Origin of the sequence: Actinoallomurus sp. CA-150999 (genome assembly GCF_050942425.1) — a bacterium.
In the GTDB taxonomy this organism is placed as follows: Bacteria; Actinomycetota; Actinomycetes; order Streptosporangiales; family Streptosporangiaceae; genus Actinoallomurus.
The window spans coordinates 11,598,519-11,611,549 of record NZ_CP192063.1 but is presented as its reverse complement, the minus strand read 5'-3'; the positions used below and the strand labels follow the sequence as shown (position 1 = coordinate 11,611,549).

The following is a 13,031-nucleotide window of genomic DNA, read 5'->3' as shown; positions in this document are numbered from 1 at the left end:
GATCGGTATCCGTGACCGCGTCGTCCATGCGGTCATGCTTCAGGGGCGCCGACCGGGCTTGTCGACGATTCCGGCCTGGACGATCTCGCTGGCGATATTCACGGTGCCCGCCTTGGTCACCTCAGTACCGCCGTCCTTCTTCTGGGTACGAAGATCACGGCTCAGGAGTATCCGATCACCCCGATACGCGTAGGTGCCCGGGTCGAGCAGGACCTCCTCGTCCGTCGGGACGTCGCCCACGGCCCCGTCGGTCCGCCCGACGACGGCGATCGCGGGCCTGCCCCGGAGATCCTGGACGTTCCTTCGAACCGTCACTCCGGGGAGCTTCTTCATCGCCTGGAAGGTCGCCGCTTCGAGCTTGGGCGGCACCACCGCGACGACGCGGAGAATCTCGCTCAGGACCTCGAAGTCCGTTGTCCGGTCGGTCGGGGGACGATGCGTTCTGATCCAGCGCAGCAACGCGTCAGGCTCACGCGGCAGCGACGAGACCGTCGCATAGTCCTGCGGCGGAAACGCCGGAAGGTGGTCGAGGTGGCGCAGGCGGCCATGCGGCGCATCCGCGACGAACACCGAGGCGGCGCCCGCAGCGGTCCAGCGATAGATGTCCATCCCGAAGTGGTCGCTGCCGGGCTCGACCCAGCGAGTGTGCTGGTAGACCCACTGGCCTGGACGCGGCGGGGTGAACGGGCGTGACGCGGCCGCGGCGCTGGCACGATCCAGTACCGCGGCGGCGGCATTGGCGACCGGCTCGTTGCCGCCGACGTCGAGCGTGACCGCGGCACCGGCGGCGACCGCCGTGGCCAACGCACCGGCGACCGCCCACCGCCAGGTGAGCCGAGGTGCGTGCCGACGACGGATGGTACGGGTCTGGGACCGGGCCGGTTCCGCGATGCCCGTCAGAAGCCGTGCTCGGGCGGCCTGTCCCGCATCCGGCGTGATCTCCGGAGTGGAACGGCGCAGGTCCTTGATCATCTGCATCTCGTCCATGACTCAGTTCTCCAAAGACGTGGCGAGGGGGTGATTGCCGCCGAGCGCCTTGCGTACCTTCCGGCGCGCCCGGTGCAGGCGGGATCGCACCGTGCCGACAGGGACGGAGAGCGCTTGGGCGGTCTCCTCGTAGCTGAGGTCGCCCCAGGCCACGAGCAGCAGCACGTCGCGATCGCCCTGTGACAGGCCGGCCAGCGCTCCGGCGAGCCGGCGCTCCTGCTCCTGCGCGACGACGCGGCCGGTGACCTGGTCGGCGATCGGCTCGGGCAGCGGATCCGCGCCGGTCCGGCGGAGTGCCCGCAGGTACCGTTCCTCATCCCGGCGGTGCCGGGCGACGAGCGACGTCGCGATGCTGTACAGCCACGGCAACGCGTGGCTGTAGGACAGGTCGTAGGTGTCTCGGCGCTGGAAGGCGATGAGGAACGTCTCGCCGACGAGGTCGTCGGCGACCTGCGTCCCGAGCCGGCGGGCCACATAGCGATGGATCGGCCGGTGGTGCCGGTCGAAGAGGGCCGCGAACCGCTCCGGGTCGGTCCAGGACCGACGGATCAACTCGGCATCGGTGACGTCGGTGTCTCGCGTCACCGCCATGGACTCCCCTGATCGCATCACGACAGCTCTCGTTGCAGCCGGGGTGGTCTGCACCGGAGGCGCGGCCTTGCGCTGAGTGCTCTCACAGAGAATCCCTTCGGCGAGGTTGTGTCGTCAGGCTTTATGCCGAAGAGCCCCACTGAGTTCTCGGACCCGGTCACCTCGCACGTCGACGACGACGGCCGGGTACGCCCGGCCTGCCACGAACCAATCACCTCGGATTGGCCCTGGTCACCGTCGTACGACGACCGGAGGATGGTGCCCATGACGACAACACACGAGACGGGTCGGGTGTCGATCGAGAAGGTCATCCAGTCCCTGCGCGGCCCTTATCAGCCACAGGATCTGGTCACGGCGAACGACACGGTCGTCCGAATCGCCCGGTTCGAAGGCGAGTTTCCCTGGCACGAGCACGATGAAGACGAGCTCTTCCTGTGCTGGGACGGGAGCTTCCGCATCGAGCTGGACGGGCGGGAACCGGTCACGCTCGCCGCAGGCGAGTTGTTCGTCGTGCCCAAGGGCATCAGGCATCGGCCCGTGGCCGAGCACGCCGCACATGCCCTGATGGTCGAGCGTCCCGAGACCAAGCAGTACGGAAACTGAGGTCCTGCCGCCCACGGCTCAGGCGACCGGTCTGGCGACACCGTGCGGACGGCGCACCCGGCAGAGCCGTGTGTGCCGTGACCTGACCCCCGAGAGCCGTCGCCGTAGTCGGTCGACTCGTATCAGGCAGTGTTGGCTGCCGCGGCGAACGCCGTCAGCTCACCGGCGAGGTCCGGGCCGGCCGGGGTGTGCACGACCTCGGTCACTCCGGCGGTGCCGGCCGCGTCGAACCGGGCGGCGATGGAGGCGGCGTCGCCGGTCCAGCCGGGCTCCAGGATCGCCGGTCCGGCGGCGGCGACGATGGAGCGGTCGCGTTCGGTCAGCCGGGACAGGTGGCCCTGGTGGGCGATGAGGTGCCGTTGCCCCTCGGGCCGTACGGCCTCGACCGCGGCGCGCCACTCCTTCCCGCCGGGCATCGCGTCGACCGCGTCACCCGCGTTCTGCCAGACGGCGTGCACGATGCTCGCGTAGCCGGGACCGGCCGCCTCGACGACGCGGGAGGTGGTGTGGTCCTCGCCCGGCCGCAGCACGGTGCCGAACCTGAGCAGCGCGCACTCCGCCCACTCCCGGTCATCCTCCGGCGGGACCGCCGTCATGACGACACCCGGCGCGTCGAGCTCCCGTGCCGTCGCGAATCCCTTCGGGCCTGAGGCCGCCACCCACAGGGGCACCTCGATCGGGCGCGCGGGTCCGTGGCCGGGCAGGTGCATCATCTGACACGGGCGGCCGTCGACCTCGACGACGTCGCCCTTGAGCAACGCTCGTACCTGCCCGTACTGACGGGCGAGGTCGGCCCATGCGATGGGCTTCCGCCCCAGAGCGTGCCGGGCCGTGTAGCCGGTCCCGAAGGCGACGATGAGCCGGCCGGGCGCCAGCTCGTGTACGGAGCCGATGGCCGACGCGGTCACCATGGGGTGCCGCAGGCTCGGCACGGCCACCCCGGTGGCGAGTCCGATCCGCTCGGTCCCGGCGGCGACGCGCGCCAGCGCCACCCACACGTCGCCGTGCAGGGCCGGCGAGTCGAACAGCCAGACGCGTCGATACCCGAGTCGTTCGGCGAGCCGGGCCAGGTCGACGACGTCCACGGTCGGCGGAAGCGCGCAGGAGTACGCGGGCCGCGCCGTCACGACGGGCTCGCGGCCGAGGCGGGCTCCCACAGGGCGACGAGGGCGCCTTCCGGATCCCGGATGACGAGCACGGAACCCACCGGAAGGTCCACCCGCGGCCGGGCGACGGTCGCACCCAGCTCCGTCGCCCGTTTCACCGCGTCATCCAGGACGGCCACCTCCGCGTAGGGGATCCACTGTGGCGTCCGATCGTCGTCCGGGGCGAGCTGCGTGAGCCCTCCCCACGGGCCCTCCACGTCGACGAACATCGGCACGGTCGAGGGCCCGGCGGGGACGTCGGCGACGGTCCAGCCGAAGAGCGCGGTGTAGAAGCGGCGTGATGCCTCGGGGTCGGCGGTCCGCAGATCCATGAAGACGAACGGTGGGGTCACGATTGCCCTCTCGTCGAAGCGATGCGCCCGAACGTCAGGACATGTGTCCCAGGACGCGCGTCCTAACTTAGGACACGTGTCCTGATCGTGCAATGAACGAGTACGCTCCTCGCCTATGGGGTCATCCGTGGAGCGGCGATCGTCGCCGAGCCGGCACGCCAAGAAGGAACAGATCATCGAGGCGGCCATGGAGGTCCTCGCCCGCGACGGCCTGGCCGCGTGCACCGCGCGTGCGGTGGCGGACGCCAGCCCGCTGACGAAGAGCGCGATCCACTACTACTTCGATGACATGGACGAGATCATCGACGGCGCGATGGACCGGCATATGCGCGGCTGCCTCGAACGCATCGGTGACGCCGCGGACCGGCATGACCGACCGGCCGATCGCTTCTGGGCCGCCGTCGAGGCGTACCTGGAGATCTTCGCCGAGCGGCCGAACGCGGCCCTCCTGTGGTTCAGCTACTGGGTCGACGTCGGGCAGAAGGGCCGTCTCGAGCCGATCGACCGGATGCACCAGGCGATGATCGATGTCCTACGCGACCTGCTGGCGGAGATCCCGGTCGACGACCCGCCCAGGCGAGCTCACGCGCTGTTCTCCTACCTGCTCGGCACCCTCATGCAGCAGGCCGTACGCCCCCTGCCGTTCGCCGAGCTGAGGCCGGAAATCGCCACCGTGTGCCGCCTGGACTCCGCGCTCTCCGCCTGAAACATCAGGGTCAGGCGGCTCCGGTACGAACGGCGGTGGCCGCCAGGGTGGTGTACGGCATCGTGAAGCCACCCCCCTCGATGGCGGCGCCGACGTCCTCCAGCACCTCCGCCAGCTTGTCCGGCGGGAGCTGAGTGAGCGCGCCGGTGGTGGGCAGCAGGTCCAGCCACTCGTCCCGGGTGTAGGCCTGCTCCCAATCGAATCGCCACTGCTCCGGCTCGTCGAACCCGCCCGCCTGCCGGATCCCGTCGGCGGCCGTGGCGAACATCGTCTGGTAGATGTCCATGGCCGTCCTGGTCGGCTGGCCGCCTCGGTTCACCGGCGAGTCGGGCACCACCCGCCGGAGTGCCGAGGCGAGGGCTTCTCTCGCCTCGGGTGGAGCGTCGAAGACATGCCCGAACACCGCCAGCCGACCGCCGGGCCGGAGGACCTGCACCGCCTTGGCCACGCCCGCGACCGGGTCCACCCAGTGCCAGGCCTGTCCGGCGATGACCGCGTCGAACACCCGGCCGGCGGAGTCCCACGCCTCGAAGGTCGCCACCTCGACCTCGACCCCGGTCCGCCGGGCGAACTCGGCCATCCGCGCGTCGGGGTCGACGCCGAGCACCGTGCAGCCGGCCGCCTGGAACTGCCGCGCCTCGATACCGGTGCCGCAGCCGACGTCGAGGACGTCGCGGCCGGGGCTGGCGGCGACGATCCGCTCCACCAGGGCGTCGGGATAGCGCGGCCGGGCCCGGTCGTAGCGCTCGGGGTCCACGCCGAACGACTCCGCCATCGCTCGGGCTCGATGCGCCGCCTCACGGGGCGCGCGTTCGGAAGGACGTGGTTGCTCCTGCGGTATAGTGGGCATGTGCCCACCTTAGTGGGCGCATGCCCACTCGGTCAACGAGTGGGACCATTCGACGTACGGAGGGATGCGCGATGCCGACCGGGGTGCACATCCGTGACGCGCGTCAGCAGCTGTTCGACGCCGCCGAGCGCGTCCTGCTCCGGGACGGGCCGAGCGCGCTGACCAGCCGGGCCGTCACCACCGAGGCGGGCGTCGCCAAGGGAGTCCTGCATCGGCACTTCGCCGACTTCGACGCCTTCCTCGCCGAGCTCGTACACGACCGCATCGCCCGCGTCGAGGCCCAGTCCGCCGCCCTGCGCGAGTCCGCCGGGACCGGCACCGTCGCCGGCAACCTCACCGGCGCGCTGATCGAGCTGTTCGACCCGGTCGCCGTGGCGATCGTCGGTCTCGTCATCTTCCGCGACGAACTGCGCGCCCGGCTGCGCCAAGCCGGGGCGGCCGGCATCCCGATCATGACGGAGGCCAGCGCCATGATCCGCTCCTATCTCACCGAGGAGCGCGCACTGGGCCGCATCGCGGCCGACGCCGACGCCGACTCGCTCGCGCTCTCGCTGATCGGCGGCGGGCACATGCTGTTCGCCGACCGGAAGGGCACCCCGCCGGACGCCGATGCCGTCGACAAGCTCGTGACCACGGTCATCGCCGACGTCGTGCAACGAAGGCTGCTCTGAACCGCGTACCGATCCGGCAGGAGCCCGGACACGAGGTCATCGAACGGGCGTCTGGCGTGGTTCGGCTCAGTGGCGGAGGGTGGGACTGCCACCGACCGCGGTGTCGGCGAGAGAGTCGAGAATCGCCAGTTCGTCAAGGCTCGGCTGTGCTGTTCCACTGACCGGAACGCGGCGATCCTGATCGATCGGCTTGATGCGCGGCAGGGCCGGTCTCGAGATTCGGCTTTCACGTAATCCGGATTTCGACTGTCGTTATCCGGTAGAACTCTGGGCGTCACGGTTCCTTACACGTCCTTACTGAAGGATCTCGATGTCCTCGATCGTCTCCACCCCTGCGCCTTCCGGCCTGGCAGGCGAGTGGTGTGAGGAGGAAGGTTCGCCCCCGGCAGTTGCTACTGGAGTCCTCCGTGCTCGGCGGTGCGCGGCCAGGAATGCTGACTCGCGGCGAACTTCTTACTGATTAGCCGACCCCCCACGGATTTGGTTGTGGCCCTGATGAAGATCCTCTGCCTTGAATGCCGGAACGCCGAATACGCCTTGGAGTACCCCACTCAGTCCAGTGCCGAAGTGGACCACGCGATGCCGCCGCCACTCGCATGGGACAATTGTCTGTTGCTTCTTGTCGCAATTGAACCCGGAGATATGACGAAAATTCGTCACGCCGCGAAAGCGATACGCAGGGTCTCTCGCAAGACTGATGCCAAGTCGATTGTGATCAATGCTTTCGCGCATCTATCGCACACGCTGGCGTCGCCCGAAGAATCGCACCAGGCCATCGCCGACCTGCGTGATCGACTTACTGAGAGCACGCCCTACCAGGTGGAGATGACGCCTTTCGGATGGCAGAAGAGCTTCAAGCTCGACGTACTGGGAAACATGGGATCGCAGCGGTTCATTCACATATAGCGAGCCGCTCAGGCCGGCCCGGCACCGCGCGCAATTCGGTTGGGCAAGAAGCCGCAATGCTCAAGGCCCTCCCGCTATTGCGCGGTTCAGCTCGATCAGCCGGGTCGCGCCCGCCTGGACCTCTGCCTCCTCGCCGGGGAAGTACTCAGAGAGGAAGGCCGCCAGGTCGTAGCCGGTGAAGTCGTCGTCTTGGAGCTGCAGTTCGGCTCGGGCCAGCGGCAGCGCCTCTTCGTACCACTCGCTCCAATCGTCATGACCGATTCCCACGACCAGCAGCACCGCGGTGTCCGGAGACTCGGCCGCGAACAGAAGGCGCAGGTCGGCTGTCGCGAGCCGCAGCTCGCTCAGCATTTCAGGCGCCACATCAACCCCAAGCCGCTGTTCCAGGTCGGCGGCGGCGTGCAGTAGTTCGGCAGTGGCGGCCTGGGCGAGCGTCACATCGTCGGCCGCCGATCCGGGCACATGCGATTCATCGAGAGCCGCAAACGCCTGGTCGATGTCCTGCTTGACCTGCGCCGCGGTGTAGCGGGCCTTGACGGCCTCCTTGCGGACGCGGAACGCGTCCACCCTGGCCTGGAGTCGCTGCACCGACAAGGTGGCCTGTTCCTCCGTCGCCACCAGTTCCGCATACCGTCGGCGCGCATCGGCGAGAGCCTCCTGATCAAGATGGCCTCCACCGATCCGCAGTTCCAAACGTTTGCGCTCGGTCGCCAAATCGGCGACGCTTCGGCGAATCCGGTGCAGCAGTTCCCGTTGGCGTTGGTAAGCGTGATCGAGTGCGATCCGGGGATGCTCCGCGCGCAGCAGCGGCTGCAGCGGGACGACCAGAGGTTCCCCGAGGCCAGAGCCACCCTCGAACAGCACCGTCACGGCTTCGCCGACCACCCGGCCAGCCTGCTGATCTTCGGCCAGCAGAGTCGCCAGCCAATCCCGGACTTCGCGCGACATGCGGACCCGATAACCCATGCGCTTCCCTCGGAAGTCTCCACACGGTGGCACGTATGGACCGACATGGACCGCTCTTGCGCCCAGCCTCGCACAGCGGATCTCGGGACGCCGTACGTTATCGGCCGGTTGCGGGCGAATGGGCGGAGCCGGGTGATTGTGCTCGCGGGGGCGCGGGCGGTTCGGCGGCGTGTTTCCTGACGAGCCACAGGCCCGTCAGGATCGCGCCGGCCGCGGTGACGATGCCAGCGGCGAGGAATGCGGTGTCGAGTCCGGTCTCGAAGGTGGCACCGTGGGTCTGTCGGGTGCGGACGATGGCGCCGAGCACCGCGACTCCCAAGATGGCGCCGATCTGCCGGGCGGTGCTGCTGACGCCGGAGGCCAGGCCGCCGTCTTGAGGGTTGACCGAGGACACGGCCGCGCCGGTCAGCGGTGACATCGTCAGACCGAAGCCGATACCGACGATGGCCAGCCGCCACCACACGTTGCCGTAGCCGGTGTCGTGATGGACCGTGGACAGCGTCAGGAGTCCCACCGCCGCGAGGGCCAGTCCTGCGGTGACGACGACGCGGAAGCCGAATCGGGCGGCGATGCGGCCGGCGTACGGGCTGGTGACCACCATGGCCAGCGTGCTGGGCAGGGTCTCGATGCCGGCCCGCAGTACCGAATGGCCTTGCACGAAAACGAAGAACTGGGAGAAGAAGAACGCCGAGCCCATCAGGCTGAAGCCGACGACGACCATGGCGGTGTTGGACACGGTGAACAGCCGCCGCCCGAACAGCCGCAGCGGCAGCATCGGAGTCGCCGCGCGTGCCTCGACGGCGACGAACGACGCGAGCAGGACGGCGGCCGCGGCGAGACTGCCGAGGATCAGCGGGGAGCCCCAGCCGTGGTCGCCTGCCGCGATGAGGCCGAAGGTGAGCGCGCCGACGCCGAGGATCGACAATGCCTGACCGGCCATATCGAGCGTGGGTGCCGCCGGATTGCGGGACTCACCCAGCACTCGCATGCCCGCCAGCAGCGATATCACTCCGATCGGCAGATTGACCAGGAAGATGCTCGGCCAGCCGAACGTGTCGGTGAGGACGCCGCCTGCCACCGGACCTGCCGCCAATCCGACGCCGCTCAGGCCCGCCCACAGGCCGATGGCCTTCACCCGTTCCTGCGGTTGCGGGTATGCCGAGGCCAACAAGGCGAGGGACGCGGGACTCAGTGCCGCGGCCCCGACGCCCTGCAGGATGCGCGCGGTGATCAGCCAGCCGAGCGTCGGGGCGATGCTGCACAACAGCGAGGCCAGCGTGAACACCGCCACGCCGGTCAGGAACAGGCGTTTGCGACCGAACCGGTCGGCGAGCACGCCACCGGCCAACAGCAGCATCGCGACGACGAGCACATAGGCGTCCACGATCCACTGCAGACCGGTCAAGGTGGTGTGCAACTTGAGCTGCATGGTGGGCAGTGCCGCACCGACGATGGTGTTGTCCAGCAGCACCATGAACTGACCGACGCAGGTCAACGCCAGCAACACGCCCCTGTTGGACCGAATGGATTCGGACACAGGTGATCCCCTCCTTCACGACCGGAACCGACGACCCGTGGCGGGTGGTGGGAGGTGGACGCTAACGATTGACATCGATGTCACCTCAAGCCCTGCAGCGGGCGGGCGCCGCTACGCCCAACCGGAAGGGCTACGGTGTCGCTATCGCCGCCATGGGCAGGTGGCGTGGGAGGTGAGGAGGCCGCGATGCGGATCGGTGAGCTGTCGCGGCGGTCCGGGGCGAGTCCGCGTTCGATCAGGTACTACGAATCGGTCGGACTGCTGTCGCCGCGACGCGACAGCCGCGGGTACCGCGATTTCGACGCGAGCGCGGTCGCGCAGATCGCGAAGATCAAACTGTTGCTGCGAGTCGGGCTGGACATCACCGACATCGTCGTGATGCTTCCCCGCGAGGACACGTCCGAGGTCGTGTACTGCGCCCGCGCCCAGCAGCGCATCGACGAACAGATAGCCCGCATCGAGCGCCAGCAGACACTGCTGAGCGACGCCAGATCGCTCCTCCTGGAACTGCAGCGGGTCGGACAGGTCACCGCCACCGACCGGCCGTTCACCGAGCCGGTCCGAGCGGTCAGCGGCAACAGGACCGCGGGAATCCGCTGACCGCGCCGGCCGCATACAGGCTGAGCGCGGTCCCGCGGCGTCGACACCCGATCAGCGGCCGGAGCCGATGGCCGACAGGTTCCCCACGGCGTCGGCATAGTAGGTCGACCCGGCCAGATGAAATGCGATCTGCCGGAACGTCCAGCCCTCTCCGGGCGAATGGTCGAGCTGGTCGGGCGTCAGCGTGGTCAACCGGGCGGCCCAGATCCGGCCGAGCCGGGTGAGCCGACTCGTGGCCTCGTCCAGGTCCTGGTCGGTGAAGGGGGCCAGGTCGACCGGAGTGGTGCACGCCGAGGCATGCCAGCGATCGGGGATCGTCCGCTCTCCGGCCAGCCGCGCCTCCAACTCCGCGAGGTGATCGATGAGGTGATCGGTGACCCGCCGGATCGCCTTGTGCGGGGTGTACAGCCGGTCGCCGGCGGGCAGCGGGCGGCCGTCCCACGCCGTCCAGGTCACCGCGAGCCCGAGTACATGATCGATCATCGCTGTCACGACCCCTGCCGGCTCACGGCCATCGGTGATCGGTACCTCATCGGACATCCGGAACCTCCATCTCGCGAGGCCGTACGGCCGCGGAGGGCCAACGTAGCTCCCGGATACCTCGACGAACGTCGAAACATCGATGCGTTGAACGCCGGCCCAGAGGGCGGCGGTCAGACCGGTGGGTCGGTGCGCAGGAGGCTGTAGGTGACGCCGTCCCGCCAGGCGCCGTCGCGCCATCCGCAGCCACGCATCACGCCTTCGCGGGTGAAGCCCGCCTTCTCCAGGGCGCGCTGTTCGGCGAGGTTCTCGACCTCGGTGTCGGCCTCGATCCGGTGCACGGTGGTGTGCGCGAACAGGTAGCGCGCCAGCAGCCGGTGCGCCTCGGAGCCGTACCCCCGGCCGCGCGCCTCCGGCAGCAGCCCGATGCCCATGCTCCAGCAGTAGGCCGCCGGTGTGGTCTGCCGGCGACGCCAGGCCACGAAGCCCAGCCGCTCGTCGCCGCGGACCACCATCAGCGTGCCGCCGTCCTCGCCGATCATGCCGTTCTCGGCCCACCGTCGCCGGTAGCGGCCCGGGTCGAACCAGCCGAACCGCGCGAACTCCCCTGCCGTCTCCGGGTGCTGCGTCAGGTCCTCCAGGATCTGGACGTCGTCCTCCTCGACCGGCCGCAGCCGTACCTGATCAGTCATGTGTCGATCATCCCGTTCCGGAAGACCGCCGCGTCGGACTTTCTTCGCACGTCTCGACACCAGATGTCCGGGCCGCCCGAAAATGGCTGGCTGGAACCGGATCCCGACTGGTGAGCTGGTCACATGGAGGATCACGGGCTTTCCGGGGCCCAGGTGGCTCGAGGGTTCCACGATGACGTCGTCGCGCCGCTGCTGGCTCGCGCTTTTCCCGGGCTTCGGTATGCGGCGGGAAGGCTTGGTTCTGGATCCGACGTGCTCGGCCTGGATGACGTGATGAGTCGCGATCACGACTGGGGCTGTCGGCTGACACTGCTGATCGACGAGCCCGACCGCAACGCCGTACCGCGGATCAGCCGGCTGCTGGAAAGGGAACTGCCTGAACGATATCGGCGGTTCCCTGTGCGATTCCCGGTCACCTGGAATCCGTCGGTCTCCCACAACGTCGAGGTCGCGACCGTGGCCGACTTCGTCGCCAGTCGACTGGGGATCGACCCGATCGGCGGGCTTTCGGCGCTGGACTGGCTGGTCCTGACCGGCCAGAGCGTGCTCGAGGTGACCGCCGGACCGGTATTCACCGACCAGACCAGCACGTTGGCGCGGGTCCGTACCATGTTGCGCTGGTATCCCCCTGACCTCGAACGGTACGTGCTGGCCGCCGGCTGGCGACGGCTCTCCCAGCAACTGCCGATGGTCGGCCGCGCGGCTGACCGCGGTGACGCGTTCGGCTCACGCCTGGTCAGCGTCGGCTTGGTCCACGATCTGATCTCGCTGGCGTTCGCGCTGTCCCGGCAATGGCCGCCCTATGCCAAGTGGCGGGGCACGGCCTTTCAGGCACTCCCCATCGCGGCAGAACTCAACGGTCTCCTCGACACCGCCACGACGAACCCGGACTGGCGGGAACGCGAAGGCGCCCTCGCCGACGCGTGCGAGGCACTGCTGGACGTCCAGCGCGCACTCGGGCTGCCGGCGCCCGCCTCCGCAGTGACCCCCTTTTTCGACCGGCCCTATCGCACCGTCGATCAGGCCGTTCAGGACGCTCTCCTCGCCGACATCACCACCCCGGAGGTTGCCGCACTGCCGACCGGGATCGGCTCGATCGAGCAGTGGGCCGACAGCGTCGATGTCCTGTCGAGTCCCGGGCGCAGGAAGGCCGTCCAGACCGCTTACCTGGCCTGGATCGAGCTCCACCGAACCGGCAGATGACGTCAGATCACGTCGAGGCGTTCTCCGACCGTCGCCAGGATCGGGCCGGTCCGGGGGAGCAGGTAGAAGTGGTCGCCGGGGTGGACGTCGAGGGCGAACTCCGCGGTGGTCAGTTCCGCCCAGCGCTTCATCTCCGCGGGCTTGACGACGGGGTCGTCCTCCGCGGCGAGCACGGTGATCGGGCGGTCGAGCGGCGGACCGGGCTCGTGCTCGTACGTCTCGACCAGCCGGAAGTCGCCCCGGACGTACGGGAGCACGAGCTCGCGCAGCTGCGGGTCGGCGAGGACCTCCACGTCGGTGCCGCCGAGCCGGTTCAGCGCGCCGACCAGGGTGTCGTCGTCCTTGTCGTGGAGGATCTCGTCGTCGACCGGACGGTCGTGGGCGGCGTGGGAGGCGGAGACGAACAGGTGCCTCGGCGGGTACCCGCGCGCGGTGAGCAGGCGCGCCGTCTCGTACGCGACGGTCGCCCCCATGCTGTGCCCGAACAGCGCGACCGGCCGGCCCGGCAGCGGCGTCAGCGCGTCCGCGACGGCCCGGGCGAGCGAGCCGATGTCATCGGCCAGGGGGTCACTCAACCGGTCCGCGCGCCCCGGGTACTGCACGGCATGGACCTCGATCCACGCCGGCGCGGCCCTGGCCCACGGGCGGTAGAACGCGGCCGACCCGCCGGCGTGCGGAAAACAGAACAGCCGGACGGCGGCGGACGGCCGCGCGTCGAAGCATCGGAACCAGCCCGGCACC

At 69.3% G+C, this 13,031-nt stretch carries 16 protein-coding genes; 6 read left to right on the top strand and 10 right to left on the bottom strand.

Translation table 11 applies throughout. The features are described 5' to 3' along the window. Positions 1-39 precede the first annotated feature (39 nt). Both ACQP2O_RS53690 and ACQP2O_RS53685 read right to left on the bottom strand, forming a co-directional pair. On the bottom strand, positions 40-987 hold the full coding sequence (locus tag ACQP2O_RS53690; RefSeq protein ID WP_433178304.1) for a CU044_5270 family protein: 948 nt from the start codon (positions 985-987) through the stop codon (positions 40-42). 3 nt (positions 988-990) lie between these two features. Then, a complete protein-coding gene (locus tag ACQP2O_RS53685) occupies positions 991-1,578 on the bottom strand; it encodes an RNA polymerase sigma factor (protein ID WP_433178301.1) in 588 nt (195 codons plus the stop codon). A gap of 264 nt (positions 1,579-1,842) precedes the next feature. Between ACQP2O_RS53685 and ACQP2O_RS53680 the strand changes: the two genes are divergently transcribed. Next, positions 1,843-2,181, top strand: coding sequence for a cupin domain-containing protein (locus ACQP2O_RS53680; RefSeq protein ID WP_360885500.1), 339 nt, complete (start codon positions 1,843-1,845; stop codon positions 2,179-2,181). Between the two features lie 122 nt (positions 2,182-2,303). Here ACQP2O_RS53680 and ACQP2O_RS53675 read toward each other — a convergent pair whose 3' ends face one another. After that, on the bottom strand, positions 2,304-3,338 hold the full coding sequence (locus ACQP2O_RS53675; RefSeq protein ID WP_433178298.1) for an LLM class flavin-dependent oxidoreductase: 1,035 nt from the start codon (positions 3,336-3,338) through the stop codon (positions 2,304-2,306). Then, positions 3,305-3,658: a VOC family protein gene (locus tag ACQP2O_RS53670; protein WP_433178296.1), complete on the bottom strand. Its 354-nt coding sequence runs from the start codon at positions 3,656-3,658 to the stop codon at positions 3,305-3,307. Before ACQP2O_RS53670 ends, ACQP2O_RS53675 begins: the two co-directional genes overlap by 34 nt. A 136-nt stretch (positions 3,659-3,794) precedes the next feature. On the opposite strand from ACQP2O_RS53670, the gene ACQP2O_RS53665 reads away from it, so the two are divergent. Beyond that, entirely contained in the window at positions 3,795-4,385 is a 591-nt protein-coding gene (locus ACQP2O_RS53665; protein WP_433178294.1) for a TetR/AcrR family transcriptional regulator, read from the top strand. A gap of 10 nt (positions 4,386-4,395) precedes the next feature. Here the strand turns inward: ACQP2O_RS53665 and ACQP2O_RS53660 are convergent, their stop codons facing one another. Then, the gene (locus tag ACQP2O_RS53660; RefSeq protein WP_433178292.1) at positions 4,396-5,160 is read right to left on the bottom strand and encodes a class I SAM-dependent methyltransferase; all 765 of its coding nucleotides are present in this window, start codon (positions 5,158-5,160) and stop codon (positions 4,396-4,398) included. 146 nt (positions 5,161-5,306) lie between these two features. On the opposite strand from ACQP2O_RS53660, the gene ACQP2O_RS53655 reads away from it, so the two are divergent. Next, a complete protein-coding gene (locus ACQP2O_RS53655) occupies positions 5,307-5,906 on the top strand; it encodes a TetR/AcrR family transcriptional regulator (RefSeq protein WP_433178290.1) in 600 nt (199 codons plus the stop codon). Positions 5,907-6,401: 495 nt separating this feature from the next. Next, the gene (locus tag ACQP2O_RS53650; RefSeq protein ID WP_433191519.1) at positions 6,402-6,812 is read left to right on the top strand and encodes a threonyl-tRNA synthetase editing domain-containing protein; all 411 of its coding nucleotides are present in this window, start codon (positions 6,402-6,404) and stop codon (positions 6,810-6,812) included. Between the two features lie 60 nt (positions 6,813-6,872). On the opposite strand, the gene ACQP2O_RS53645 is transcribed toward ACQP2O_RS53650, so the two are convergent. Beyond that, positions 6,873-7,760 carry a PspA/IM30 family protein gene (locus tag ACQP2O_RS53645; RefSeq protein ID WP_433178288.1) on the bottom strand — a complete coding sequence of 296 codons (888 nt, stop codon included), beginning with the start codon at positions 7,758-7,760 and terminating at the stop codon, positions 6,873-6,875. Positions 7,761-7,875: 115 nt separating this feature from the next. Further along, on the bottom strand, positions 7,876-9,315 hold the full coding sequence (locus ACQP2O_RS53640; RefSeq protein ID WP_433178287.1) for an MFS transporter: 1,440 nt from the start codon (positions 9,313-9,315) through the stop codon (positions 7,876-7,878). Between the two features lie 186 nt (positions 9,316-9,501). Between ACQP2O_RS53640 and ACQP2O_RS53635 the strand changes: the two genes are divergently transcribed. After that, positions 9,502-9,915, top strand: coding sequence for a MerR family transcriptional regulator (locus tag ACQP2O_RS53635; RefSeq protein WP_433178285.1), 414 nt, complete (start codon positions 9,502-9,504; stop codon positions 9,913-9,915). 51 nt (positions 9,916-9,966) lie between these two features. Here the strand turns inward: ACQP2O_RS53635 and ACQP2O_RS53630 are convergent, their stop codons facing one another. Together ACQP2O_RS53630 and ACQP2O_RS53625 are read right to left on the bottom strand one after the other, a co-directional pair. After that, on the bottom strand, positions 9,967-10,455 hold the full coding sequence (locus tag ACQP2O_RS53630; RefSeq protein ID WP_433178283.1) for a hypothetical protein: 489 nt from the start codon (positions 10,453-10,455) through the stop codon (positions 9,967-9,969). Positions 10,456-10,568: 113 nt separating this feature from the next. Further along, positions 10,569-11,087 (bottom strand): GNAT family N-acetyltransferase, encoded by a 519-nt coding sequence (locus ACQP2O_RS53625; RefSeq protein WP_433178281.1) that lies wholly within the window; start codon positions 11,085-11,087, stop codon positions 10,569-10,571. Between the two features lie 123 nt (positions 11,088-11,210). Here ACQP2O_RS53625 and ACQP2O_RS53620 point away from each other — a divergent pair, with 123 nt between their 5' ends. Next, positions 11,211-12,290: a DUF4037 domain-containing protein gene (locus ACQP2O_RS53620; RefSeq protein ID WP_433178279.1), complete on the top strand. Its 1,080-nt coding sequence runs from the start codon at positions 11,211-11,213 to the stop codon at positions 12,288-12,290. 2 nt (positions 12,291-12,292) lie between these two features. Here ACQP2O_RS53620 and ACQP2O_RS53615 read toward each other — a convergent pair whose 3' ends face one another. Continuing rightward, positions 12,293-13,030: a thioesterase II family protein gene (locus tag ACQP2O_RS53615; protein WP_433178276.1), complete on the bottom strand. Its 738-nt coding sequence runs from the start codon at positions 13,028-13,030 to the stop codon at positions 12,293-12,295. Between the last annotated feature and the right edge of the window lies 1 nt (position 13,031).

Excerpts from the sequence above, each read along its gene's own strand:
- ACQP2O_RS53690 (WP_433178304.1), bottom strand. The coding sequence starts at position 987 with ATGGACGAGATGCAGATGATCAAGGACCTGCGCCGTTCCACTCCGGAG.
- ACQP2O_RS53685 (WP_433178301.1), bottom strand. The coding sequence starts at position 1,578 with ATGGCGGTGACGCGAGACACCGACGTCACCGATGCCGAGTTGATCCGT.
- ACQP2O_RS53680 (WP_360885500.1), top strand. The coding sequence starts at position 1,843 with ATGACGACAACACACGAGACGGGTCGGGTGTCGATCGAGAAGGTCATC.
- ACQP2O_RS53670 (WP_433178296.1), bottom strand. The coding sequence starts at position 3,658 with ATGGATCTGCGGACCGCCGACCCCGAGGCATCACGCCGCTTCTACACC.
- ACQP2O_RS53665 (WP_433178294.1), top strand. The coding sequence starts at position 3,795 with ATGGGGTCATCCGTGGAGCGGCGATCGTCGCCGAGCCGGCACGCCAAG.
- ACQP2O_RS53660 (WP_433178292.1), bottom strand. The coding sequence starts at position 5,160 with ATGGCGGAGTCGTTCGGCGTGGACCCCGAGCGCTACGACCGGGCCCGG.
- ACQP2O_RS53655 (WP_433178290.1), top strand. The coding sequence starts at position 5,307 with ATGCCGACCGGGGTGCACATCCGTGACGCGCGTCAGCAGCTGTTCGAC.
- ACQP2O_RS53650 (WP_433191519.1), top strand. The coding sequence starts at position 6,402 with ATGAAGATCCTCTGCCTTGAATGCCGGAACGCCGAATACGCCTTGGAG.
- ACQP2O_RS53645 (WP_433178288.1), bottom strand. The coding sequence starts at position 7,760 with ATGTCGCGCGAAGTCCGGGATTGGCTGGCGACTCTGCTGGCCGAAGAT.
- ACQP2O_RS53635 (WP_433178285.1), top strand. The coding sequence starts at position 9,502 with ATGCGGATCGGTGAGCTGTCGCGGCGGTCCGGGGCGAGTCCGCGTTCG.
- ACQP2O_RS53630 (WP_433178283.1), bottom strand. The coding sequence starts at position 10,455 with ATGTCCGATGAGGTACCGATCACCGATGGCCGTGAGCCGGCAGGGGTC.
- ACQP2O_RS53625 (WP_433178281.1), bottom strand. The coding sequence starts at position 11,087 with ATGACTGATCAGGTACGGCTGCGGCCGGTCGAGGAGGACGACGTCCAG.
- ACQP2O_RS53620 (WP_433178279.1), top strand. The coding sequence starts at position 11,211 with ATGGAGGATCACGGGCTTTCCGGGGCCCAGGTGGCTCGAGGGTTCCAC.